This is a genomic window from Capnocytophaga periodontitidis (genome assembly GCF_016126015.1).
GTDB classification, from domain to species: domain Bacteria; phylum Bacteroidota; class Bacteroidia; order Flavobacteriales; family Flavobacteriaceae; genus Capnocytophaga; species Capnocytophaga periodontitidis.
Genome location: NZ_JAEFDB010000004.1, coordinates 79017 through 99668, shown reverse-complemented (window position 1 = coordinate 99668; position 20652 = coordinate 79017). Strand labels below are relative to the sequence as shown.

Genomic DNA, 20652 nt, shown 5'->3' with positions numbered 1-20652 from the left:
TTTCTAACATTAGTTAATATGCACTTAGTCTAACATCTCAAAATATTCAATATCAATAATATGAACGCAAAACCAAATCCTGAAAAGCCTGCTATAGTAGTCTTTTTTATCATATTTGCTATAATGCTAATTGCCTCCCTAATGTTTATTTTTGAAGGGGGGTGGGGGGCTATTTATATTTTTATTCTTGCATCGGCAGTGAGTATCGTTATAGCATTTCTGTTCTTTACCTACTTTAGTTTGTATTACAAATGGGCACGCTGGGGGTTGGCTGCAGTTGTACTATTTACAGCTATTTCGTTGTTTGATTTATTTCATAATGATATCATAGATTATTATTCGGATAAGATAACTCCAAAGAAATACAAGAACTATAATAACTTGTTTAGTAGTGCACCTTATCATAAACAAGGCAAGACTATTAGCTTTCTTTCTAAACGCGAAGGTCCTGGGTATGGTAGTACGACTACTGTTGTTTTCTTGAATGATAAAAATGAGCTTATCTTGATAGAAGGAGCTAAAAGACTCTATAAATACGATACTTATGGCAATCTCATTGCCGAATACTACATTAGGCAAGGATATTACGCAAATGATGTGATGAAGAGTTGTTACTTTGACACGCGTAATAACAAATACCTTACTTGGGCTATTGATGGTGATACTGTACCAAAACCTATAACTTTTTTAAAAGAATCGGCAGAGTGGAATGACAGTGAAAGTGAAGCTTTTTTTGAAGAAATGAAACAAACAACTGATGCTTTTTTTATTGATGATGAAGTCTATATATACCGAAAAGAACCTGAGAATAGACAGTTAAATGACTTGAAGGTTATTTTTAGCAAAGACAACGAGTGGTACTATTTTTTTCTTCCATTTAACAGAAAATATGAAGAACGTGATGAAGAAGGTTTTCTGCGAGGTCTTATCTCTAAAAATAAAGTAAAAAGCTTTATGAATTTTGAAGAATGGGAGTCTACCAAGCTTGATAGTGAGCAACGTAAAGGCATACAACCGCAATATACGAGCTATGATAACAAAGATTTTTACTACGATTTGGTAATAGATGGGGTTACTTTTAATATAAGTGATTATAGAGAAAGAAACACTAACCTAAAATTGCTTACAACTTATTTTAGTACTCCTACAGAAACTATGGAGGTTTTTGCTCACCTGAAGCTGTATAGTAATAAGAATTTGCACTATAAACTGTTTAATGATAGGGGCAAAACCTACATCATTAAGAATGAATAATAGGAGAAAAGAATTAAAATAAACCAATGAAAACCCCCGCTGGCGTGAGTCACATACTCGCTTGCAGGGACTCAGCGAGCTTGCAGCTCGTGCCTATCATCCCCTCCCCAACCTAATACAAAAGACATAAAAAGCAAAAAGAGTGAGAATCTTAAAAAATTAATGATAATGAAATTCAACATCAAAAAGAACCAACAATTCCGTCTATTCAGTTTTTCTGGAATCCTGATAATAACAATAATATTTTCAATTTGTAGTTGTAATACACGTCTATTTCACTGTCCCATTCCTGTGGGGAGAAACTATTATTCATTAGAAGGAGATGGAGCTCGCCCTATAGATCCTTGCTTTTGGTTAGCATATCCTACTCCTTACCGATTGCAAAAAGGAGATCATATAGATACAACAGCTATATACATAAATAAGGATAGAGGTTATGACTATTATAGAAAACCTTATGTTGTATTTTTACGTTTTTTTGCTAATGGACGTTGTGCTTCTGGATACCTTTACAAAGATTCTTTACAATATAATGCCCCCTCAAAACAATGGACAGCTGGTTATTATAAGATGCATAACCCCAACAAGGTTGAATTAGAAGAATTTGTAGCTTATTCGCCAACATCAGCTCATTATGAAGAAAGAATGGGAGTGATAAGAGGTGATACAATCTATGTTTTTAGTAGATTTCGTAGAAAAAAGACCCCTATACCTCCTGCTAATTATAAAAAATGGACAAGAGACAAAGAAGATTTTTGTTGTGATATGTATATCAAACAAAAAGTAGATACCCTCACAGGCACTCCTGACTGGTAAAACAAACAGACCCGCTGGCGCGATCTGCATGGGCAATATAAGAATCAACAGAACATTATAATACAATTAAACAAAAACGAAAGATTTATGGAATGGCAAAGAATAATTATTACTATATCACTTATTACCTTATTATTTGGTTGTAATCCAAGTGAGAATTACTTAAAAAACCATAAAGTTTTTCCGTATTCTGAGGAAATTGTCCAAGAAAAGAAATATAAAATTAGTGTCCAAGAAGCTAATGATTTATATGTCAAATATTTATATGATAATAAAAAAAGTAAGGATTTAGATTATGATGAAACGCTTCTTTCTCCAACCTTAATTATTGATGATCATTATGTGTATTCTTTTCAGAATTTAGTTATGCAAAAGGTAGCCGTTTTTGGTATTTGGATAAATGCCAATACAGGAGAAATAACTACTAATGATGAGTCTATATGGTTAGAAGAAAAAGATATTGTTTCTTTTAAGAAATAAATACCCCCTCAACCTGCCAAGCAGTGTAAAATAAACTAATAAGTATAAACAAATGAAAATTATATGAGATGCTTTTTATTTATATTGTTATCGAGTTTTTTGTTTTGTTGTAATAATAAACAAAATAGTGAAGGGAAGTTGCTAAAGGAAACTTCCTCCAAAACCTCTTCTGCTCAAACAAAGGAAATAAAGCAAGAGGAAGAAATTGACAATGAAGTATTGACAATGAAGAAAGATAAAACATTAGAAGATGATTTGTTGATGCTTAAAAATGTAGCTTTTTGCAAATGTTTTGGACAAGAAGTGTTCGGTATAAAAAAGAAGGAACCCAATACTTACAAATTGATACCTGATGCTACTACAGGAGGATATCTTCAGTGTAGTGAGCATCTCGATATAGAGTGGATAGTAGCAAATCCTACCCTTGATAAGCTCGTTGAAAATTGGTTAAGTAAACCCTATTATAAAACCTTTCAAGAGAAAGGAAGTCCTAAACGCTATCCTACTTATATGAAGTGTTTAGATTTCTACAATAGTAAGGCACTTAAAAAATACTTAGATTCTGTTCGTGTAGTATTAGAGAAGAGATATAAAGCAAGTGATGAAAAATATTGCACAGCAGCAACAAAAACGGATGATATTTATTATGACACCCCGCTTTTACAGAAAAAGATAAAAAATAAGGATGACAAGCTATTAATTCTAAAAAACATTGCTTTTTGTAATTGTATGGAATACGAATATGAACAAATTGTAAAAGAAAACCCCGATTTATACTCTTTGTTCATAGATAGAAGTAGGGAGGATTATATTAATTACGGAGGATTGGATGTAAACCTACTAAAAAATAACCTATCTTTTGATAATCTTGTCAAGGAATGGCATAAAAAAGAATATAATACCTACCTTGCAGAAGAGAATAGAGGGAAAATATATCTAACAATTATGAAATGTATAGATTTTTACAACAGTAAGAAACTTGAACTATACATAGATTCTCTTAGAGTAAAAGAATTACAGTAAGCCCCCCGCTGGCGCGTTTCTTGCAGCTCATCATAGACTTTGGCAAAATTTATACAGACCTGCAGGGAATTTAATATTGATAAATATAATCCAAAAAATAAAAAAGATTGTACAGAATGAAAGTTTATAAATTTACAAGTTACATAGAAAAAGAATACGCTATTCTTCGACCTAGTAGTAAAGAAAATATTAAAGAAAACAATTTGCTAGATGTTTGGTGGGATAGTTGGGGTAGTAATGGGAATAAAATCGGAGATTTTACATTTTGTTATGGCATTAAAATATGTAAATTATCCGTCTTTAATCTTTTACAAGAAAACTTTAAAGATATTAAGGGGGTAGATGTAAAGATTAATAAGACTGAAAGAGAGTTAAAAGCAAAAAATCCTAAAAGACTGAAATGGCTACCACAAGAAGACATTGCATTAAAATCCTTTTTTAGCCCTACATATTTTGATTGTCTTCCCCAAAGTTCTTTAGTTAAGACAGAAAGAGGAAGAATAGAATTTATTGGAGTGTCAGAATTAAAAGGAGAGGAAATAATTCCTCGTGAAAAAGGTAAAGGAATCTTCTTTGATAAGGAGGTTATCAATAATTATGATTTCTTCACTTTACAGAATACAAATCTATTATTATGCACAGAACGTGTAAAAGAATTTTGTGAGGATAAAGAATTTAATAATATCATCTTTTTAGAAATGGGAGATATAATTTAACGTTCGTACGATATAATGCCCCCCCCGCTGGTGCGAGCTTGCAGCTCGTGCCTATTATCCCAAGAGCTTGTAGCTCTATTACCCCCGCTGGCGCGAGTCAGTGAGAGAAATCCTTTAGACTTTATACCTAATATAACACACAGAAAGAAAAAACTATTTTCAATATGACTATTATAGAACTTATAAAGCAAATCAAACCTATTCCTAAACTGTTCATTAGAAAACATAGTATATTCAGCCTCGAAGTATTTATTGATGGTTGGTATTATCGTGATACCAAGGAAGATGTAAAAGCTAGTGTCTTATACACAGAATTTTATGAATGGCTACAAGAAAAATACAAAGTAGGAGGTAGTGGAGGCTGGGCTGATATACTTCTCTATAAATTTGAAACTGAAGAAAAGGCTTTGGATGAGTTCTTCGTCTTATTCAATACTTTTTATAAAGAAAAATACAAAACAAGTCTATGGTAAAGGGTAATATTTAAAAATGCAACATACTAATACAAAAGATTTCTATTGGCGAAAAATCGTATTTGAATAATGAAAACACTATTTAAAAAATCTCCCTACCTACTGATATTATTTCGGTTTTTATTAGCCCCTACTATTCTGTGGATGGCGTATAAGGCAGAAGAACCCACCACAAGACTATGGATAGTAGTTTTTATCGTTTTAGGACTATTGTCGGATATCTTCGATGGGATTATTGCGCGCTATATGGGGCTCTGCACCGTGGCAATGCGGCGAATGGATAGCCAAACAGATTTGATATTCTGGCTGTGCGTGGGCGTGGCTTGTTATCACCTCAATCCCACTTTGATAGCTGCCTATCGGTATGAAATTATTGCCCTTTTTGTAATGGAAGGACTCTGCTACGGGGTGAGCTTTTGGCGATTTGGAAAAGAAACTTGTACACACGCTTTTCTTTCCAAACTGTGGGGCGTATGCTTATTAGTAGCTTTTATCTCGCTCATCGGCTTTGGTTACGGAGGTTTCCCCTTGCTCTTGGCGGTCTATTGGGGACTTTTCTCGCAATTGGACGTCATTCTTATCATTTTGTTACTACCCAAATGGCAGAATGATATCCCGAGTAGCTACCACGCTTATCTGCTGAGAAAAGGAAAAGAGATTAAGAAACACAAGTTGTTTAATTAACAAATGAAAACAGAAAAAATATTATTAGCAGGAGCGACCGGCTATTTAGGTCAGTATATACTGGCTGAGCTCCTAAAAAAAGAATACCCTACCCGTATTGTGGTGCGCAATAAGGCAAAAATAGCACCCGCCCTACTCACGCACCCGCTATTGGAAGTGGTAGAAGCCGAAGTAACCCAACCCCAAACCTTACAAGGCGTATGCAAAGGGGTGAGCAAAGTAATTTCAACCGTAGGGATTACCCAACAAAAGGACGGACTTACCTACGAACAAGTGGATTATGGGGCTAACAAAAACCTCCTCGATGAGGCTTTGCGCGAAGGCGTACAGAAATTTGTGTACGTATCGGTATTCAAAGGTGAAATGATGCGGCATATCGCCATTGGGGCTGCCAAAGAGCGTTTTGTAGATGCTCTTAAAGTCAGTGGCTTAGACTATTGCATTGTGCGACCCAGCGGTTTTTACAGCGATATGGGTAACTTTTTAAAGATGGCAAAAGGGGGAAAAGTGCGTTTGTTTGGCAAAGGACAATACGCAATGAACCCCATTCACGGCGAAGATTTAGCCGAAGTGTGCGTGGCACAATTAGAAAGTGCTGAAAAAGAAGTGAATGTAGGGGGTGCTGAGGTCTTTACGCATACCGAAATTGCCCGCTTAGCTTTTGAAGTGTTGCACAAACCTGTGAAAATAACCTATTCCCCCGACTGGTTACGACGTTTTATTTTGAAAATAGGCAAATATTTGATGCCAAAGAGCGCTTATGGTACCATAGAGTTTGTTTTCACTGTAATGGCAATGGATTCGGTAACCCCTCTAAAAGTAGGAAAACACCGATTGAAGCCGTATTTTGAAGCGATAAAAGATTGTTAATCACAAAAATAATTGTATATTTGCCAAAAAAATACTGAATATTATGCCTTATACCCTTACCATTACCAATGATAGCCCAACAGCTATGAATTTTGTAAAATATGCAAAAAGTCTTGATTTTGTAAAGGTTACCAAAATAAAAGAACCTAAAGAAGTAGCTCCTATTACAGAGGAGCTTGAGGAAGATGAGTATGGTATTCCTATAAAATTCCGTGAAGAAATAATGGCTATGTCTAAAGAGTCCAACAGAAATATTGCACGCCGTTGGAGAGAGGATCTTGCTAAAAAGAAAGAAAAACAAACGATATGATAGTTGTAAATTTTTGATTTTGAACTTATCAAAGGGTTAAAAGAAATGGGCTACGATATATGTGTAACAACAAAAGACCTTAAAGCTAAATGTTATAAAAAGAGTGTCTAAAATAACACTCCTTTAAAACAAAAACCTCCCCTTGCAAAAAGATTTGCAAGGGGAGGTTTTTTTGTCTTGACGATGAATGTCTTACATTCCTACTCTAAAATTTTTAGAAAAACACTCTAAAAATATTTGTTATTTAGAGATAAAGTCTATATTTTTGCAGGGTTAATAAATCGTAAAAACTATGAATAGATCACCGCCTTTTTAGTGTTTCTCTATGTGTTACAACTATTTGTATAACAGTAAATTTAAACAAAATGAAGACTTATATACAACCCAATGAAATGGCACAGCAGGAGTATTTTGATAGGCTCCACCAGCAACGTGCCCTTGAAGTATTGGCTCAAGCAAAAAAAATGCAGCGCCCCTCACGCTTCTTGCCTCACCATATTAGCGGTTTAGGCAGAAGTTTGCAAGAGCTAAAACACTTTGGCAGAACTATCAACAACAACAACAATTAGCAGTATAATGAAAACAACAATGAAATCCAAAGGCAACGGGAGTCGGGAGACTTGCCGTCGCAACCAACTACTGCGCTACCAAGCGGTAATGAATGAGTTCAACGCTCACGATGCGCGTTATATCCCTATTACGGTAATTTGGCGAGAGTTTATCTATCCTAAATTCTTTATTTCGCGCAAAACGCTTTATCATATCCTCAATATTGATGTAGAGCAGGAATTAAAAAATTTAAACCTTTAAACAAAAATGGCTGTTCAGTCTTCGCCTGAACAGCCATTTTTTAACTTTTCACCACATATCCAGCTGTGAGTCCCTGCTGGGCTTTACTTTTTACTTCTCACCTTCTGTTCCCATTGCCAAGCCGAACGCATCGCATCGTCCAAAGAACTTTGGGCTTTCCAACCGAGTACGTTATTAGCCTTATCAGTGTTAGCATAAGCAGCGGTGATATCACCAGCACGTCTACCTACAATTTGGTAGTTCAATTTCTTGCCCGATACCCGTTCAAAACTTTGGATAACTTCCAAAACAGTACTACCTTTACCTGTTCCTATATTGAAGACTTCATAGTTTTCGGGATTTTTGCTTTCTAATAGGCGTTGGAGGGCAATTACGTGAGCTTTCGCCAAATCCACTACGTGAATATAATCGCGAATACAAGTGCCATCGGGGGTAGGGTAGTCGTCGCCAAAAACGGAGAGTTTTTCGCGCAAGCCTATAGCCGTTTGGGTGATATAAGGCACTAAGTTCTGAGGTACGCCTAAGGGCAGTTCGCCTATTTCAGCCGAAGGGTGTGCCCCAATAGGATTAAAGTAGCGCAAGGCAATCGCATTAAGCGAAGGGGTAACCTTGCAAGTGTCAGCAATAATCTCCTCACTGATTTGTTTCGTATTACCATAAGGTGATTCGGCTTTTTTCACAGGAGCATTCTCAGTAATAGGCAACTCGTCTGCCTGACCATATACAGTGCAAGAAGAACTGAAAATAAAGTGTGCTTTGGGCAACTTGCTGAGTTCTTGCAACAGATATATCAATGAAGTGAGGTTGTTTTCGTAGTATAAAAGTGGTTTTTCCACGCTCTCGCCTACCGCTTTAGAGGCAGCGAAATGTATGAGTCCTTGTACATCGCGATGACGTTTGAAGAAGTCTTGCACATCGGCTTTGTTGCGGAGGTCGAATTTCTCGAAGAGAGGCTTTTTGCCAGTGATTTTAGTAATGTGTTCTAACACGTTTTCTTGGGCATTGGAAAGGTTATCGATAATAACCACATCAAAACCAGCGTTTTGCAATTCTACCACAGTGTGAGAGCCTATAAAGCCCAACCCACCGGTTACTACTATTTTTTTCATTTGTTTATTAATTGAGTCACATTTATTATTTAAGGCTGATACAGATGTACTGTCCATATTGGTTGTATTTATCTATATCTTCAAATAGACTAATATATGCGTAAAAAACTTTGGCATATAGTTTTCCATTACTACCCATAAACCTTTCTACTTTTCCCTCTTTATCATACATAACAATCCATTTAGTAAAAGTAGTTGAAAATACTTTCTTTATTTTATTTGTTTCATCAACATTATAAAGTGAAAACTCCATAACTTTTTCGGGATCAATATCATCAAGGGTCATAAAATGCTGTTTATCGGGGGTGATATAAGGATAGCCAGATAAGATAAGTTTTCTACCTGTGGTTTTATCAACCAAGGCACACCCCCAATTATCATAGTACATAGCACTAATAAGATATTGGTTTAGAGGAGGTATTTCACCCATATAAGAATGAAGACTATCAAGATAAGTAATATATTTTTGTTTGCATTCTTCGCAAGGCAATCGTAGTTTTCCTTTTACCGGTTTGATGACATTGGTAGTATCTAAAAAATCAACAGCGTTTGCTTTTTTGGTGAGATATTCGTCTTTAGTCACAAAGCGAATGCTTATTTTCTTTAATGGTTTCTTGTCTTCAGTAGTAATCAGGTCTTTGTAATTGAGTTTAATCTGGCTAATATCGCCAGTTTGCACTTGCTTTATAAAAACTTTTTCCCATTGCCACATAGTTACATTATTTCCACTAGGCGTCTTGTATTCCCTTTGAATGTTATACTTTATGGCGTACCAATACATAAGTTCTTCTATGACCTCCACTTTTTCTCCGTAAGGTAGTTTGCCAAGACGAGTACTTTTATCATCAGCTCCTTCGTAAAACTCAATGCCATCACGAGTGGTAACAAATACTTTCTTGATAGTGGGTGTTTCATAATCAATAGGATTGCCTATTTTTTCATCTTCAGAGTTTATATTCTCAGCTGAATTCTTCTCTTCTGTATAAATCTCATCAGCTGTTTTACTTGTCTCTTCTTGGGCAGGAGAGGATGAAAAATATTCACAGCCGCTAAATAGACAACAACTGATGAATAAAATTGGTAATAAGCGTATATGTAAATAATTGTTGTAGGGGTTCACAAGTGTTAATTTTTGGGAATTTATAGTTCATTGAGCAATTCGTCTAAATCAATAGCTTCTTTTTTGCCAGCACGTATGTCGTCAGCCTCTTTTAACGCTTTAAAAAAACGTTTTTTGAGTTCTTTTTGTTCATTAAGTACAACATTTGATTTTGTACTATTTTCTTTAGTTTTAGTAATCGACACAAAATCAAGATTCTTAACGAATTCTATAAATGATAGAGCTTGCGGACTATTGTCTATGGTGATTGTGTAAGTCATTTGTTTTTATTTTATCGCTACAAAGGTACAAAAAAAGAAATGATTGGCAATAAAGTAGTTTGTTTTTTGCGTTAGCGTTTCCCGATTTTCATTACCATTTCTTCAAAATTTTCTCTCGGCACGATAGCTTTGTTGCGCACACGGGTGCGATAGTTGTAAATCGTATTGGTGGAATAGTGCAAGAAAGTGGCTATTTTAGAACTATCGGTGATGCCTAAGCGGATGAGGGCAAAGATGCGCAACTCTGGGGTCATTTCGTGAGGTTTGGGGGCAAAACGCTCGTCTTCGGCTAATAGAGCGTTGAACTCGGTGATAAAGTGGGGGAATAGATGCAAGAAAATATCGTCGAACAGCTTGTAGAACTCTTTCAGCTCTTGCTCTATCATCTCGGTAGAGCGGAGCACTTTGTTGAGTTCGTCCCAATTGCGGTCTTTTGCCTTTTTGGTGAGCATTTTTTGGTATTTCTCTAATTTGCTGATGTATACCGAACACAAGTTGAAAAACTCGCCTATATAGGCTTCTTTTACTTCGTTGCTTTCGTTGAGTTGGGTTACTACCTCTCGCAGATGTTCGTTGAGTTGCTCTAAATCTTGGTTTTTGTGGTAGAGTTCCTTGCGTATTTTGGCGATGCGCTTCATTTGGCGGGTAACCAATACTACGGCAATGATGAGGAAAATGGCAAACAACCCTACTAACAGCAAGGCGTTGCGCAGTTTGGTATTCTGACTGTGAATGCGTTCCTGATAGGCTTTTTCGATGATGGGGAAAATCTTCATCACCTCATCGGAACGCAGTTGAGCGTTGCAAAAAGTAGCGTCTTCCATCGCCGATTTGATACAAGTGTAAGCGTTCTCTACTTCGCCTAATTGAAAGAGCGCTGAGGCAAGTTCGAGCATCGAGGCATTTTCTTTAATCGCATCTTTGATGTCGCAACTCGCCGAAATAGCAAAGTATTCTATTTGTTTAGGGACATTCTTTTTCTTTTTGTAGAGCGTGCCGAGCACATAGCCTAATACGGCTTTTTCGTGTTCATCGGTGTGCATTAGGGCAAAGCGGTCAAGGAGGAGTTTTTCGGCTTCGTCATATCTGCCGGCATCGGTGAGCACGCCGGCATAGAGGAGGATATAATGAGTGGAATTCTTATCTACTAAATTGAGGAGGAGGTCGCGGTAAGCATTGCTTTTAGCGATATAGGTTTTGGCATCGGGGTTGTTGAAAGCGTAGTTGTTATAGAGGTTGAGGTAGCAGTTGTAGTACTGAATGAGCTGAGGTTCTTGCAGTTGTTCTTTATCAATAGCCTTAAGAAGGTCGGCAGCATCTAAGTAGTTGCCCGAAATGATGTACAGAGAAGCGAGAGAGAGGCGGGAATCGTTTTGGAGGTCGGGTTTTTGGAGTTCTTCAGCGATGCGGATATTCTCTTTCACGTAGTACACCGCCGAGTCGGATATATAAGTTTTAAACTCGTCGAAGAGGCGTTGATTGATAGCATAACGTTGTTCAACAGAGGCATTGGGCACTCGTAGCAAGTCGATAGTTTCTTTTATTTTGCGTTCTTTTTGCTGGGTGTAGTTATCTTTCTGTTTGATAAGTGCAGTGAGGTTGTGAATGAGCGTTTGATTTTGTGCCATTTGAGCCAAAGCGCAGTAGGGGAGTAGTAGAAGGGTTATGATAAGGCTTTTGTACTTCATTTTCAAACATTAATTTTCAGAGGCAAAAGTAAGAAAAATTTGTCAATTTGCCAATTAGAGAATTAGTAAATTGGTAAATTTGTTTGGTGGTTACAAAAAAGTTACCTAATTTTGCATCGTTAAAATGATATAACAATGAGTAGCACAGATGTTATCAGGTTGTTGACAGATGACGGGTGGTACTTATACAATGTAAAGGGTAGTCATCATCATTTTAAACACCCAACAAAAAAAGGAAAAGTAACTGTACCGCATCCCAAAAAAGACTTCCCACAAGGTACAGTGAACTCCATCTTAAAGCAAATGGGGGTGAAATAACCCCCTGCTTTAAGTGGGTTTCTTGATGAGAAAATAATAAGAAAATGAAAAAAATAAAAGTAACTGTACGTAAAGAAAATGGTGTGTTTTGGGGAAATACCGAAAACATCGAAGGCATAGTTGTAGCCGAAGGCAAGAGCCTTGAAGAACTTAAAAAAAATATGCAAGAAGCCTTTGCTTTTCACTTGGAAGAATGTGAAAAAGATGAGGATTGGGATTTTGTCAATCGCTATAAAAAAGGAGTTGATTTTGTTTATGAAATAGCATTAGATGGTATTAGTCAGCAATTACCAGAGCTCAATATGAGTGAGTTAGCTCGTAGAATTTCTATTAGTCCTGTAATGATGCGAAAATACGCTTCTGGAAAAAGTAAAGCCTCAGAAAAACGATTGTTAGAAATACAAAATGGTATTAGAACTATAGGAAATGAGCTTTCTCAAATTACATTGCTCTGAAATAATTGGCAAATTGGTAAATTTGTTTGGTGGTTACAAAAAAATGTATTATCTTTGCCCCATAAAATAAAAAAGAGATAGGGCGGAGGTGGTCAGACCCCCACCCATTCACCTTACAATAATCTAAATTTCTTTAAAGAAAATTTAATAATTAAAATAAGGGATTTGCATTTAAAGTACAGTTTTATTTGCATATCTCTTTTTTTTATTGTGTAAAGACCTTGCTAGCTTTACATCCAGCACTGCCGACTTTCAACAGCGTGCCAAAAGTACAACAGAAAAAGAATTTTCACAAAAAATTAACATTTAAAAAGCTGCTAAGCACGTCGCTTAGCAGCTTTTTTTCACTATTATATTACTGTAATTGCTATCGTTTTTTTAATCCTTTGGCTTGTGCCTTATTGGTGAGGGGGTACAAACTAATGGCATAACCCCCGCCTGCTACTGAGTGCAGGGTGAGTTTGCTCTTGTTGGTTACCAATATTTTCTGAATGGTATAGGCTTGCGGATTGGTTTGGTAGTTGGCATCTTTGGCATCGGCGTAGATAGTGGCTACATAAGTAGTTTTGGGCTCTAAGAAACTGAAATGAATCTTGGAGGTAAAATCCTTGCCCGCAGTATTGCCTATAAACCAATTGCGAGTGCCTTTGGCTTTGCGTGCCACAGTGATATAAGCCCCTGGTTCGGCTTCTAAATAGTGGCTTTCGCTCCAATCGAGGGCAACCTCTTTGATAAACTGAAAAGCATCGGGAAAACGGCGGTAGTTCTCAGGAAGGTCGGATGCCATTTGCAGCGGACTGCTCATCGTTACATACAATGCCAATTGGTTTGCCAAAGTAGCATTACAGTGTGAATGGTTGTTGGGGTTGTTCTTGCTGATGTCCATTTCAAATACCCCAGGGGTATACTCCATTGGTCCGCCAATGAGTCGGGTGAAGGGCAACACACACACGTGATTGGGCTTGCTGCCGCCAAAGGCTTGGTATTCACCTCCGCGTGCCGACTCGTTGCCTATGAGGTTAGGATAGGTGCGACACAAACCCGTAGGGCGCACTGCCTCGTGCGCATTCACCATAATGCGGTAGTCGGCGGCTTTTTTAATAGCATAAAGGTAGTGATTATTCACCCACTGACTGTAATGGTTTTCGCCTCGCGGAATGATATTGCCCACATAACCGCTTTTTACGGCAGGGTATTCGTATTGGTTCATCAGCTGATAGGCTTTGTCCATAAAACGCTCGTAGTTGCGGATAGATGAGGAGGTTTCGTGGTGCATAATCATCTTAATTCCTTTGCTTTTGGCGTATTGGTGAATACCTTCGATATCAAAATCGGGATAAGGTGTTTGGAAGTCGAAAACTAAATCTTTAGAGTGTCCAAACCAATCTTCCCACCCTATATTCCAACCTTCTACGAGAACGCCATCAAAACCATTTTCGGCAGCAAAGTCGATGTATTTCTTCACATTTTCGGTAGTAGCCCCATGCTTGCCGTGGGGTTTGAGGGTGGTGAAATCGGTTTTACCGATATGCACACTGGGTACATCGTAAGTATACGACCATTCTTTCATACCGGTAATCATTTCCCACCATACCCCTACGTACTTCATCGGGTGAATCCACGAAGTATCAGCCAAAGCACAAGGTTCGTTGAGGTTGAGGGTGATATCCGAAGCCAAAATGTCGCGGGCATCGTTGCTAACAATTACCGTGCGCCAAGGCGTTTGGGCAGGAGTTTGCATATAACCTTTGGCACCGTTGGCATCGGGGGTAATCCACGATTGGAACACGAAGGTCTTATCGTTGAGGTTGAGGTGCATCGCCCCGTAGTTCACCAAAGCAGCCTCGTGCAAGTTGATGTACAAACCATCGTCAGTTTTGAGCATTAAAGCAGTTTGTACGCCCGTATCCGAAAAGCCTGTTTGTGCTAAATTCGCCTGACGCCCTTTTTGGTTGATAGCGCGTATTTCGGAGAGGCGCGATTGCTGATAGTCGTACTCTTGGGTATCGTAATCACCGGGTATCCACCACGCTTGGTGATCACCCGTCATTGCAAACTCGGTGCGTTCTTCTTTTATCACAAAGTAAGGCATTTGCTTTTGTTCGGGGAACTCATAGCGGAATCCCAATCCGTCATCAAATAGTCTAAAACGCAGGTGCATTTCTCGGTGCGTGTCCTTCTGTTTGAGGCTCACCAATAGCTCGTTGTAGTGGTTGCGAATGTTTTGGCTTTCGCCCCATACGGGTTGCCAAGTTTCATCAACGGTTGTATTTTGGGTATTCACCACTTCAAAATTATGGTAGAGAGAGGTGTTTGCTCCCTCTTTTTTGGTGATTTCAGCACCAAATTTCACTTCATTGGAGCTAAATAGTTCAAAACCTAATCTACTCGGTTTCACTACTTCTTTTCCCTTGTAAAAAAGCGAATAGACAGGAGTACCTTCCGCGCTGAGCGAAAAAGAGAGTTTCAGTGCTTTGTTAGGCGAAAATAACTCCTGCGCTACAGCATTAGCACAGGAGAGGATAGTTATTGTTATGAAAGTAAGAAATCTCATTGATTTGTCAATTTGTGGATTGTCCCCTTATTCACTTACTCACAATTGTGGTGTACATATTCAGTTATGAGCCTTCGCTGACTTCCCCGAAAGGGGACAATTCTTAAAAGTGAAGGGAATAATCTCTGAAAAATAAAGATTAAAATTTAGTATAAAACTTGTATTTATAGAAATAAAACAGTATCTTTGTCTTGAATTTAAAATCTATTCCTTATGAAAAATACTATTTTTTACACACTTATTACCTTGTTGTTTTTGCTTTCTTGTAAAAAAGAAAAACCTGAATTTGAAATTCAAAAGAGCTATCACACTTTTGTGATTGATGGACATTTAGAGGAATGTACTCTTCAAATGGGTGCAGGCAACTTCAAAACAAAATGTTATAGTGTTACTGAATCTAACAATACTTTTAGGCTCGCTAAAGAATATTTAAAATTCGACACTTATGAAATGGGTTATCGCTATACTGTAAAAGTACTTCGCGAACAAAAAATTCTTAACCGAGAACCCTATCAAGATGAGACATATCTACCTCACTATACTGTTTTAGAGGTTTTAAAGAAAGAAAAACTATAACGATAATTAGCAAATTTATTAATTAGCAGATTAGCAAATGAGAAAATTTGCTAATCTGCTAATTTTTTTATTAATACTCTATCACCACCATATCCCAATAGCTGAGAGAGGGGAGGGTGAAGGTGATTTGGTTGTTGTTATAGGTAAATTCTACCACACGGGGAGCACCGCCAAAGAGGTCGGGAGTAGCGAACCACACTTTTTTGGGTTGTGCGGTTACAGCAACGGTAGTTTTAAGGTCGGTTACTGTGGTAGGTTTCTTTTGAGTACCGTTGGTATCACGCCAGTCCATAGAGGTTACCCCGTTGAAATTGATAAGATGCACTATATCCTTGCCGTTCACGGTTTTGGTGAGAGCCGCCACTTTATCCTTCGCTGCAGGCCAAGCCGCTATGGTTGCATTTTCGGCAGTTACTTGAGCTGAGGTATAGCTACCGCCATCGCGCAATAGGTTTTGGTAAGCTACCAAGAAATCGTAGTAGGTGATAAGCGCTTTTTTGAGGTCGGCTTTCATTTGAAGGTTTTTGTTAGGGAAATACTCATTGGCGAGGTAGTGTTCGCCTATCTCTAAATGAGCCCCTCCAAAGGCAAAAATCACTGCATTAGCGAGCAATACGCCAGGTTCGTTTACAAAACCTGCATTCTTAGATTTTTCGTAATCCATATAGGCAGCCAAAACGGTTTTGAGTTGGTTGTTGCTACGATTGTAGTTGTCGAGGATAATGCGAGCTAACTGGTCGTAGGTTTTTTCGTCCCATATTTCGGTATACAGAAAATCCACTTTATTGGTACCTGCAATTTCGGTTTGACCGTATTGCCCTACCGCGTTCATCACAAGGCGTTTGTTAGGATGTGCGTTTTTCATCGCATTGATAAACGAAGCGTATTGAGGCAAGAGGTCTACGCTATTGCCATTGTAATCATATACCGTGCCACGCCCTCCGAGTTGGTCGATATGATAGCCATCGAAATCAAAAACGGCATAGACATCGCTGTTGCGCCCTGCTAAGTAGTTTTGCCAGTGCGTATTACCAGGGTTGGTGAGGTAGATACTACTGCGGGCAAAGTCGCCTAAGATATGAGCGTCTTTCTCTTTATGCTGATTGTCTTTGTAGAGAAACCACTCTTTAGCAACCCCATCGGCTTCGGCATTTTTGAGTGCCCCAAAAGCCAAGTTGTAGAACATCGCTTTCATACCCTTGCTATGAGCAGCGCTGATATAGCCACGTACAGTAGAAAGAAAAGTGGGACGTTTGAAGAGGTCTGGCCACTCATTAGCAGGGTTTTGAGGGGTGCCAGCCAGCGGTTTGTGATGGTCGTACATCCAATCGTAGAACTGAATACCATTGATATGACAGCGATTCATAAAGTCGATATTCTTCTCGATAGGCTCATTTTTGCCGTAAGAGGACAAGAAGCCGTAGCGAGGGAATTTTGTCCAATCGGAAGATACATCCACAGCGATACAGCCATAAGTATTTTGTTTACCGCCTGCTTCTTGGTAGATTTCCACCAAATAACCTCGATAGTCATCGGCAGGGGTTACCCATTGCCAAGAGGCGCTGGTAAGAGGTTCTTCTTTAATGATTTCGCCTAAATAAGAGTAGCGCACTTTGTAAGTACCAGAGGGCATACTCGCCAAGGAGAAGCGCACCGTGCTACCAGGGGTATAGACCGCCTTATCGGTGCTGATATCTATTTTCAAATAAGTTTCGCCATAAGTAATAGGGTTGTTGCTCGGCGTATCGTTCTTCTCGCAAGAGAAGAGGCTGAGCGTAGTGGCGAAGAATAGAGTATATAAAGCTTTCATTTTAATTGATTTTTTATCCTCACCCCCTCCGTTCTCCCCCTCCCCGAAAGGGAGGGGGAGGGAATCCGCAAAAGGGAGGAAAGAGGGTTGTTTAACACGTATAAAGATGTTTTGTTCTTGAACTTTCTTAAACTCCCTCCCCTTGGGGGAAGCCAGCGAGTGCACACAGCTGGGTATGTGGAGACTTTTTAACTTATTGTTTTTTAATAATCACCTTTTGGGTGAGTTGGTTGAGGGTGATTTTGTAGGTGCCAGCCTCAGTGATTTTCCACTTATTATCAGGGTTAGAGCCGTGGGCGCTGAAAATCATCGGTTCTTCCACTCCGGCGGGTGCTTTATCAGCTTTAGCAGCCAAGAACCAGTCGCCACCCCAATCGCTTTTCTTGTCGCAAGAGAATTTGAGTTCGCCCGCTTTCAAGTCGCCTTCCCACGTAAAGACATTAGGATTGCCACTATCAACGGTCATTGCAATAGGATTGTTGATATCCCAACCAGCATCGGTAGCACTACCAATCATATACATTCCTGCATAAGGAGTGAAAGGCACAATGTCAATCTTCATCGTACGAGTGTTGAGCGTAATCTTGTAAGTACCAGCTGCAATTTTCCATTTGTTATCGGGGTCGCCCGCCCATTTCTTCACAGGGAGGTCGCTACCTTCAGCAGTATTATTTTCTTTCGGACGGAAAAATACTGCTGACCAATCACCTTCTTTAGTACCTATTTTGAACTCACCTCCGTTGCCTAAATCGGCATTGTAGTGGAACACAAATGGGTCGACAGGGTCTACAGTCATTTTCTTAAAGCTCCAACCAGTAGGTTCACCTACGAACCACAACTCGGTATATTCAGGCGCTTCACCTTTGGTGATGCTTATGGTGAGATTGATGAGGTTCACTTTTACAGTATAGACACCACTTTCGGCAATTGTAAATTTCTCATCACTGGTGTCGGCATCGGTTTTGCGGAAATGCAACTCGTTGTTGTTGCTGCCTTTGCCATACGATGGTATAAACTGACCTTTGGTAGTGATAAACTTGAGTTCGCCAGCAGACAATCGTCCTGACCACGCAAAGGCTTTAGGAGTACCCTCAACAGGTTTCATCTCTTCGGCTTGATCGGCACTCCAACCGTGAGGGGCTGCACTACCAATGATATACAACGTATTGCTGATAGGGGTATGCGTTTTGAAAACGATGGTTTTTACATTGGTATGTTGTTTCATTCCCTCGCCAGAAGCTACTTGAGCAATAATGCGTACTTCCATCGTAACTTCGGTGTCTGCCGCAACCTTGAAAGTATTGAGCAAGAGGGTGTTGAGTTCTTCGTTTTTATACACTCTCTCATAGGCTTCACGACCTACATTCTCGCTGATACCTCCCGCGAAGTTGTTGCCTTGCACATCCATTTGGAAAGTATAGGTGATAGCGGCATTGGTGCCGCGATTGGAAGCCGCCGTCCAAGTGAACTTGATCGCTTCTTGTTCGGGGTTGGCAGCGTCTAAGGCGACATTTTCTTTAGGAGCTTTCAATTCAAAGGGTTTGCCCTCTTTGAAGAGCTCCATATAGTCCTCTTTTTTACAGCCCGTAAGGAGCAGTAAGAGGAAGGCGATGTATAAATGGTATGGTTTCATATTAGTTTATGTCCTCACCCCCTCCGTTCTCCCCCTCTCCGAAGGCGAGGGGGAGGGAAGCCGCAAAAGCGACAAGGGTGAACATTAGTTAAAAGTTAAGAGATAAGAGTTGTTGTCATTCGTCATTCGTCATTCGTCATTATTATTACCAACCAGGGTTTTGGGTGAGGTTGGGGTTGGCATCGATGTCTTTTTGAGGGACAGGCAAGAGCAGGTGTTTCTCGCGGGCGTTGGTTTTGCCTATAGAGTGCAAGAAATTCAGCGCATACTGACCGTTGTCCCAGCGAATCATATCAAACCAACGATGTCCTTCAAAAGCGAGTTCGATACGGCGTTCGTGGCGTATTTTCTCACGCATTTGCGCTTGGGTGAGGTTCTCTATATCAGCGCGATGGGTAAGTCCCGCACGGGTGCGCACTTTGTACAAAGGCACTTCAGCTTCCGTAGTGCGACCCAACTCGTTAAGGGCTTCAGCTTTCATTAGGAGTACATCGGCAAAGCGGAGTGCTACAAAGTTGGCAGGGTTGGTGTTGAAATCAGGCGACTGACTTAGTGGCACTAAAAACTTGCGCACATTGTAGCCCGTGTTAGACATTGAAGCGCGGTACGCATTCCCCTCAAAATTAGGGCAACCCTCGTAGAGAATCGTCTTATCCTTGCGGAGGTCGCCTGCCTCATATTGGTCTACAAACTCTTGTGTAGGCTGATTCCAACCATAAGCACCCCCTACCCAACCACTGTTGCGAGGGCCCATAAAAGTACTGAGCCAAGAGGCTTGGTTTTCTTCGCCCCAAAAATCATCTTTGGTAAGTCCGTAATACTGAATTTCAAAGATAGACTCGGCAGTGTTTTTGTTGCGTTCGGCAGCGCCAAAACAATCGGAATAATCAGGATTGAGGGTATAGCCGAGGTTTTCGACAGCGTTGCACATTTCAAGGGCTTCACTATATCTGCCCAAGGTGAGGTATACTTTAGCGAGCATACCCGCAGCAGCGCCTTTGGTGGCACGACCTTTATCGGCATTGCTATATTGCTCGCGTGTAGGCAATAGGTTGAAAGCCTCTTTGAGGTCGGGGATAATCACCTCGTTGTATATCTTCATTTTGCTTTGGCGGAAAGGCGTTTTGTTAGTCAAACTCTCTTTAGGGTCGATCTGAAGAGGCACATCGCCAAAGAGTTGCACCAAAAGGAAATAGTAGTGAGCGCGGAGGAATTTGGCTTCCCCGATACAGCGGTTTTTGATATCGTCAGGGATATTGGCAGAAGGCAAAGCTTTCAGAGCCGTATTGCAATAGAGAATACCAGGGTTACAACCGCGCCATATTTCGAGCGCCAAAGGGTTATCGGCAGTTGCGTTGAAGTTGGAAAGAGTGATAGTCTCGAGTCCGTCGTTACCACCTCCAGCACCTACGATGCTGTTACCTGCTACGATGTCGAGCGTCCAGAGGCGCATATTGTAGAGGTTAGAGCGTTGCAAGGGTTTATAAGCCGAATTGGTAAGGGCAATTGCCGATGCCGCATCGCTTATGTTTTCAGCACTTGAATCTTCGTAAGGGGTCTTGTCTAAGAATTTAGAGCAAGCCGTGAAGAGCGGAAATGCTAATAGGGTGATGTATAATATCTTTTTCATAATATTAATTCCTCTCCCCCGTTCCCCCTCTCCCAAGGAGAGGGGGCAAGCCACAAAGGCTGC

The 20652-nt window shown here is 39.7% G+C and carries 22 protein-coding genes and 1 pseudogene; 15 read left to right on the top strand and 8 right to left on the bottom strand.

Translation table 11 applies throughout. The annotated features are described in order from the left end of the window. Nucleotides 1-60: 60 nt before the first annotated feature. The 12 genes and pseudogenes from I7X29_RS08145 (at nucleotide 61) to I7X29_RS08095 (ending at nucleotide 7436) form a co-directional block, all read left to right on the top strand. Complete coding sequence (locus I7X29_RS08145; protein ID WP_198473908.1) at nucleotides 61-1254, top strand: NADH-quinone oxidoreductase subunit J; 1194 nt, start codon at nucleotides 61-63, stop codon at nucleotides 1252-1254. A gap of 168 nt (nucleotides 1255-1422) precedes the next feature. Then, a complete protein-coding gene (locus I7X29_RS08140; RefSeq protein ID WP_198473906.1) occupies nucleotides 1423-2070 on the top strand; it encodes a hypothetical protein in 648 nt (215 codons plus the stop codon). 87 nt (nucleotides 2071-2157) lie between these two features. Further along, nucleotides 2158-2550, top strand: coding sequence for a hypothetical protein (locus I7X29_RS08135; RefSeq protein WP_157668352.1), 393 nt, complete (start codon nucleotides 2158-2160; stop codon nucleotides 2548-2550). Nucleotides 2551-2613: 63 nt separating this feature from the next. Further along, nucleotides 2614-3573 carry a hypothetical protein gene (locus tag I7X29_RS08130; RefSeq protein WP_198473904.1) on the top strand — a complete coding sequence of 320 codons (960 nt, stop codon included), beginning with the start codon at nucleotides 2614-2616 and terminating at the stop codon, nucleotides 3571-3573. 116 nt (nucleotides 3574-3689) lie between these two features. Continuing rightward, complete coding sequence (locus I7X29_RS08125) at nucleotides 3690-4289, top strand: hypothetical protein (protein ID WP_198473902.1); 600 nt, start codon at nucleotides 3690-3692, stop codon at nucleotides 4287-4289. Between the two features lie 164 nt (nucleotides 4290-4453). Then, on the top strand, nucleotides 4454-4762 hold the full coding sequence (locus I7X29_RS08120) for a hypothetical protein (RefSeq protein WP_198473900.1): 309 nt from the start codon (nucleotides 4454-4456) through the stop codon (nucleotides 4760-4762). 69 nt (nucleotides 4763-4831) lie between these two features. Beyond that, a complete protein-coding gene (locus I7X29_RS08115; protein WP_198473898.1) occupies nucleotides 4832-5446 on the top strand; it encodes a CDP-alcohol phosphatidyltransferase family protein in 615 nt (204 codons plus the stop codon). 3 nt (nucleotides 5447-5449) lie between these two features. Further along, the gene (locus I7X29_RS08110) at nucleotides 5450-6316 is read left to right on the top strand and encodes an SDR family oxidoreductase (RefSeq protein WP_198473896.1); all 867 of its coding nucleotides are present in this window, start codon (nucleotides 5450-5452) and stop codon (nucleotides 6314-6316) included. 43 nt (nucleotides 6317-6359) lie between these two features. After that, nucleotides 6360-6626: a glutaredoxin-2 domain protein gene (locus tag I7X29_RS08105; RefSeq protein ID WP_198473894.1), complete on the top strand. Its 267-nt coding sequence runs from the start codon at nucleotides 6360-6362 to the stop codon at nucleotides 6624-6626. A gap of 15 nt (nucleotides 6627-6641) precedes the next feature. Next, nucleotides 6642-6737, top strand: a pseudogene (locus I7X29_RS15420) (PIN domain nuclease); the annotation flags it as partial. Between the two features lie 254 nt (nucleotides 6738-6991). Beyond that, nucleotides 6992-7195, top strand: coding sequence for a hypothetical protein (locus I7X29_RS08100; protein ID WP_198473892.1), 204 nt, complete (start codon nucleotides 6992-6994; stop codon nucleotides 7193-7195). Nucleotides 7196-7202: 7 nt separating this feature from the next. Beyond that, on the top strand, nucleotides 7203-7436 hold the full coding sequence (locus I7X29_RS08095) for a hypothetical protein (RefSeq protein WP_002679563.1): 234 nt from the start codon (nucleotides 7203-7205) through the stop codon (nucleotides 7434-7436). Nucleotides 7437-7519: 83 nt separating this feature from the next. On the opposite strand, the gene galE is transcribed toward I7X29_RS08095, so the two are convergent. From galE to I7X29_RS08075, 4 genes are all read right to left on the bottom strand, one after another. Continuing rightward, the gene (gene galE, locus I7X29_RS08090) at nucleotides 7520-8545 is read right to left on the bottom strand and encodes a UDP-glucose 4-epimerase GalE (RefSeq protein ID WP_198473890.1); all 1026 of its coding nucleotides are present in this window, start codon (nucleotides 8543-8545) and stop codon (nucleotides 7520-7522) included. Nucleotides 8546-8570: 25 nt separating this feature from the next. Continuing rightward, nucleotides 8571-9665: an SH3 domain-containing protein gene (locus I7X29_RS08085; RefSeq protein WP_198473888.1), complete on the bottom strand. Its 1095-nt coding sequence runs from the start codon at nucleotides 9663-9665 to the stop codon at nucleotides 8571-8573. Nucleotides 9666-9685: 20 nt separating this feature from the next. Then, nucleotides 9686-9925, bottom strand: a complete 240-nt coding sequence (locus tag I7X29_RS08080) for a hypothetical protein (protein WP_009418182.1) — start codon at nucleotides 9923-9925, stop codon at nucleotides 9686-9688. A 71-nt stretch (nucleotides 9926-9996) separates the two neighbouring features. Next, on the bottom strand, nucleotides 9997-11613 hold the full coding sequence (locus I7X29_RS08075; protein ID WP_198473886.1) for a DUF6377 domain-containing protein: 1617 nt from the start codon (nucleotides 11611-11613) through the stop codon (nucleotides 9997-9999). 135 nt (nucleotides 11614-11748) lie between these two features. Between I7X29_RS08075 and I7X29_RS08070 the strand changes: the two genes are divergently transcribed. Both I7X29_RS08070 and I7X29_RS08065 read left to right on the top strand, forming a co-directional pair. Continuing rightward, the gene (locus tag I7X29_RS08070; RefSeq protein ID WP_198473884.1) at nucleotides 11749-11931 is read left to right on the top strand and encodes a type II toxin-antitoxin system HicA family toxin; all 183 of its coding nucleotides are present in this window, start codon (nucleotides 11749-11751) and stop codon (nucleotides 11929-11931) included. Nucleotides 11932-11975: 44 nt separating this feature from the next. Next, a complete protein-coding gene (locus I7X29_RS08065; protein WP_198473882.1) occupies nucleotides 11976-12386 on the top strand; it encodes a type II toxin-antitoxin system HicB family antitoxin in 411 nt (136 codons plus the stop codon). Between the two features lie 367 nt (nucleotides 12387-12753). Here the strand turns inward: I7X29_RS08065 and I7X29_RS08060 are convergent, their stop codons facing one another. Further along, nucleotides 12754-14940 carry a glycoside hydrolase family 97 protein gene (locus I7X29_RS08060; RefSeq protein WP_198473880.1) on the bottom strand — a complete coding sequence of 729 codons (2187 nt, stop codon included), beginning with the start codon at nucleotides 14938-14940 and terminating at the stop codon, nucleotides 12754-12756. 213 nt (nucleotides 14941-15153) lie between these two features. Here I7X29_RS08060 and I7X29_RS08055 point away from each other — a divergent pair, with 213 nt between their 5' ends. Further along, entirely contained in the window at nucleotides 15154-15516 is a 363-nt protein-coding gene (locus tag I7X29_RS08055; RefSeq protein ID WP_198473878.1) for a hypothetical protein, read from the top strand. A 70-nt stretch (nucleotides 15517-15586) separates the two neighbouring features. Here I7X29_RS08055 and I7X29_RS08050 read toward each other — a convergent pair whose 3' ends face one another. The 3 genes from I7X29_RS08050 to I7X29_RS08040 all read right to left on the bottom strand — a co-directional run bounded on the left by I7X29_RS08050 (nucleotide 15587) and on the right by I7X29_RS08040 (nucleotide 20589). Next, on the bottom strand, nucleotides 15587-17326 hold the full coding sequence (locus I7X29_RS08050) for an endo-dextranase (RefSeq protein ID WP_198473876.1): 1740 nt from the start codon (nucleotides 17324-17326) through the stop codon (nucleotides 15587-15589). A gap of 193 nt (nucleotides 17327-17519) precedes the next feature. After that, nucleotides 17520-18959, bottom strand: a complete 1440-nt coding sequence (locus I7X29_RS08045; protein WP_198473873.1) for a SusF/SusE family outer membrane protein — start codon at nucleotides 18957-18959, stop codon at nucleotides 17520-17522. A gap of 145 nt (nucleotides 18960-19104) precedes the next feature. Further along, nucleotides 19105-20589, bottom strand: a complete 1485-nt coding sequence (locus I7X29_RS08040; protein ID WP_178958077.1) for a RagB/SusD family nutrient uptake outer membrane protein — start codon at nucleotides 20587-20589, stop codon at nucleotides 19105-19107. Nucleotides 20590-20652 lie beyond the last annotated feature (63 nt).

Coding starts and splice junctions, on each gene's coding strand:
- I7X29_RS08050 (WP_198473876.1), bottom strand. CDS start 17,326: ATGAAAGCTTTATATACTCTATTCTTCGCCACTACGCTCAGCCTCTTC.
- I7X29_RS08105 (WP_198473894.1), top strand. CDS start 6,360: ATGCCTTATACCCTTACCATTACCAATGATAGCCCAACAGCTATGAAT.
- I7X29_RS08100 (WP_198473892.1), top strand. CDS start 6,992: ATGAAGACTTATATACAACCCAATGAAATGGCACAGCAGGAGTATTTT.
- I7X29_RS08145 (WP_198473908.1), top strand. CDS start 61: ATGAACGCAAAACCAAATCCTGAAAAGCCTGCTATAGTAGTCTTTTTT.
- galE (WP_198473890.1), bottom strand. CDS start 8,545: ATGAAAAAAATAGTAGTAACCGGTGGGTTGGGCTTTATAGGCTCTCAC.
- I7X29_RS08060 (WP_198473880.1), bottom strand. CDS start 14,940: ATGAGATTTCTTACTTTCATAACAATAACTATCCTCTCCTGTGCTAAT.
- I7X29_RS08130 (WP_198473904.1), top strand. CDS start 2,614: ATGAGATGCTTTTTATTTATATTGTTATCGAGTTTTTTGTTTTGTTGT.
- I7X29_RS08075 (WP_198473886.1), bottom strand. CDS start 11,613: ATGAAGTACAAAAGCCTTATCATAACCCTTCTACTACTCCCCTACTGC.
- I7X29_RS08095 (WP_002679563.1), top strand. CDS start 7,203: ATGAAAACAACAATGAAATCCAAAGGCAACGGGAGTCGGGAGACTTGC.
- I7X29_RS08110 (WP_198473896.1), top strand. CDS start 5,450: ATGAAAACAGAAAAAATATTATTAGCAGGAGCGACCGGCTATTTAGGT.
- I7X29_RS08125 (WP_198473902.1), top strand. CDS start 3,690: ATGAAAGTTTATAAATTTACAAGTTACATAGAAAAAGAATACGCTATT.
- I7X29_RS08065 (WP_198473882.1), top strand. CDS start 11,976: ATGAAAAAAATAAAAGTAACTGTACGTAAAGAAAATGGTGTGTTTTGG.
- I7X29_RS08040 (WP_178958077.1), bottom strand. CDS start 20,589: ATGAAAAAGATATTATACATCACCCTATTAGCATTTCCGCTCTTCACG.
- I7X29_RS08055 (WP_198473878.1), top strand. CDS start 15,154: ATGAAAAATACTATTTTTTACACACTTATTACCTTGTTGTTTTTGCTT.
- I7X29_RS08140 (WP_198473906.1), top strand. CDS start 1,423: ATGAAATTCAACATCAAAAAGAACCAACAATTCCGTCTATTCAGTTTT.
- I7X29_RS08070 (WP_198473884.1), top strand. CDS start 11,749: ATGAGTAGCACAGATGTTATCAGGTTGTTGACAGATGACGGGTGGTAC.
- I7X29_RS08120 (WP_198473900.1), top strand. CDS start 4,454: ATGACTATTATAGAACTTATAAAGCAAATCAAACCTATTCCTAAACTG.
- I7X29_RS08080 (WP_009418182.1), bottom strand. CDS start 9,925: ATGACTTACACAATCACCATAGACAATAGTCCGCAAGCTCTATCATTT.
- I7X29_RS08045 (WP_198473873.1), bottom strand. CDS start 18,959: ATGAAACCATACCATTTATACATCGCCTTCCTCTTACTGCTCCTTACG.
- I7X29_RS08135 (WP_157668352.1), top strand. CDS start 2,158: ATGGAATGGCAAAGAATAATTATTACTATATCACTTATTACCTTATTA.
- I7X29_RS08115 (WP_198473898.1), top strand. CDS start 4,832: ATGAAAACACTATTTAAAAAATCTCCCTACCTACTGATATTATTTCGG.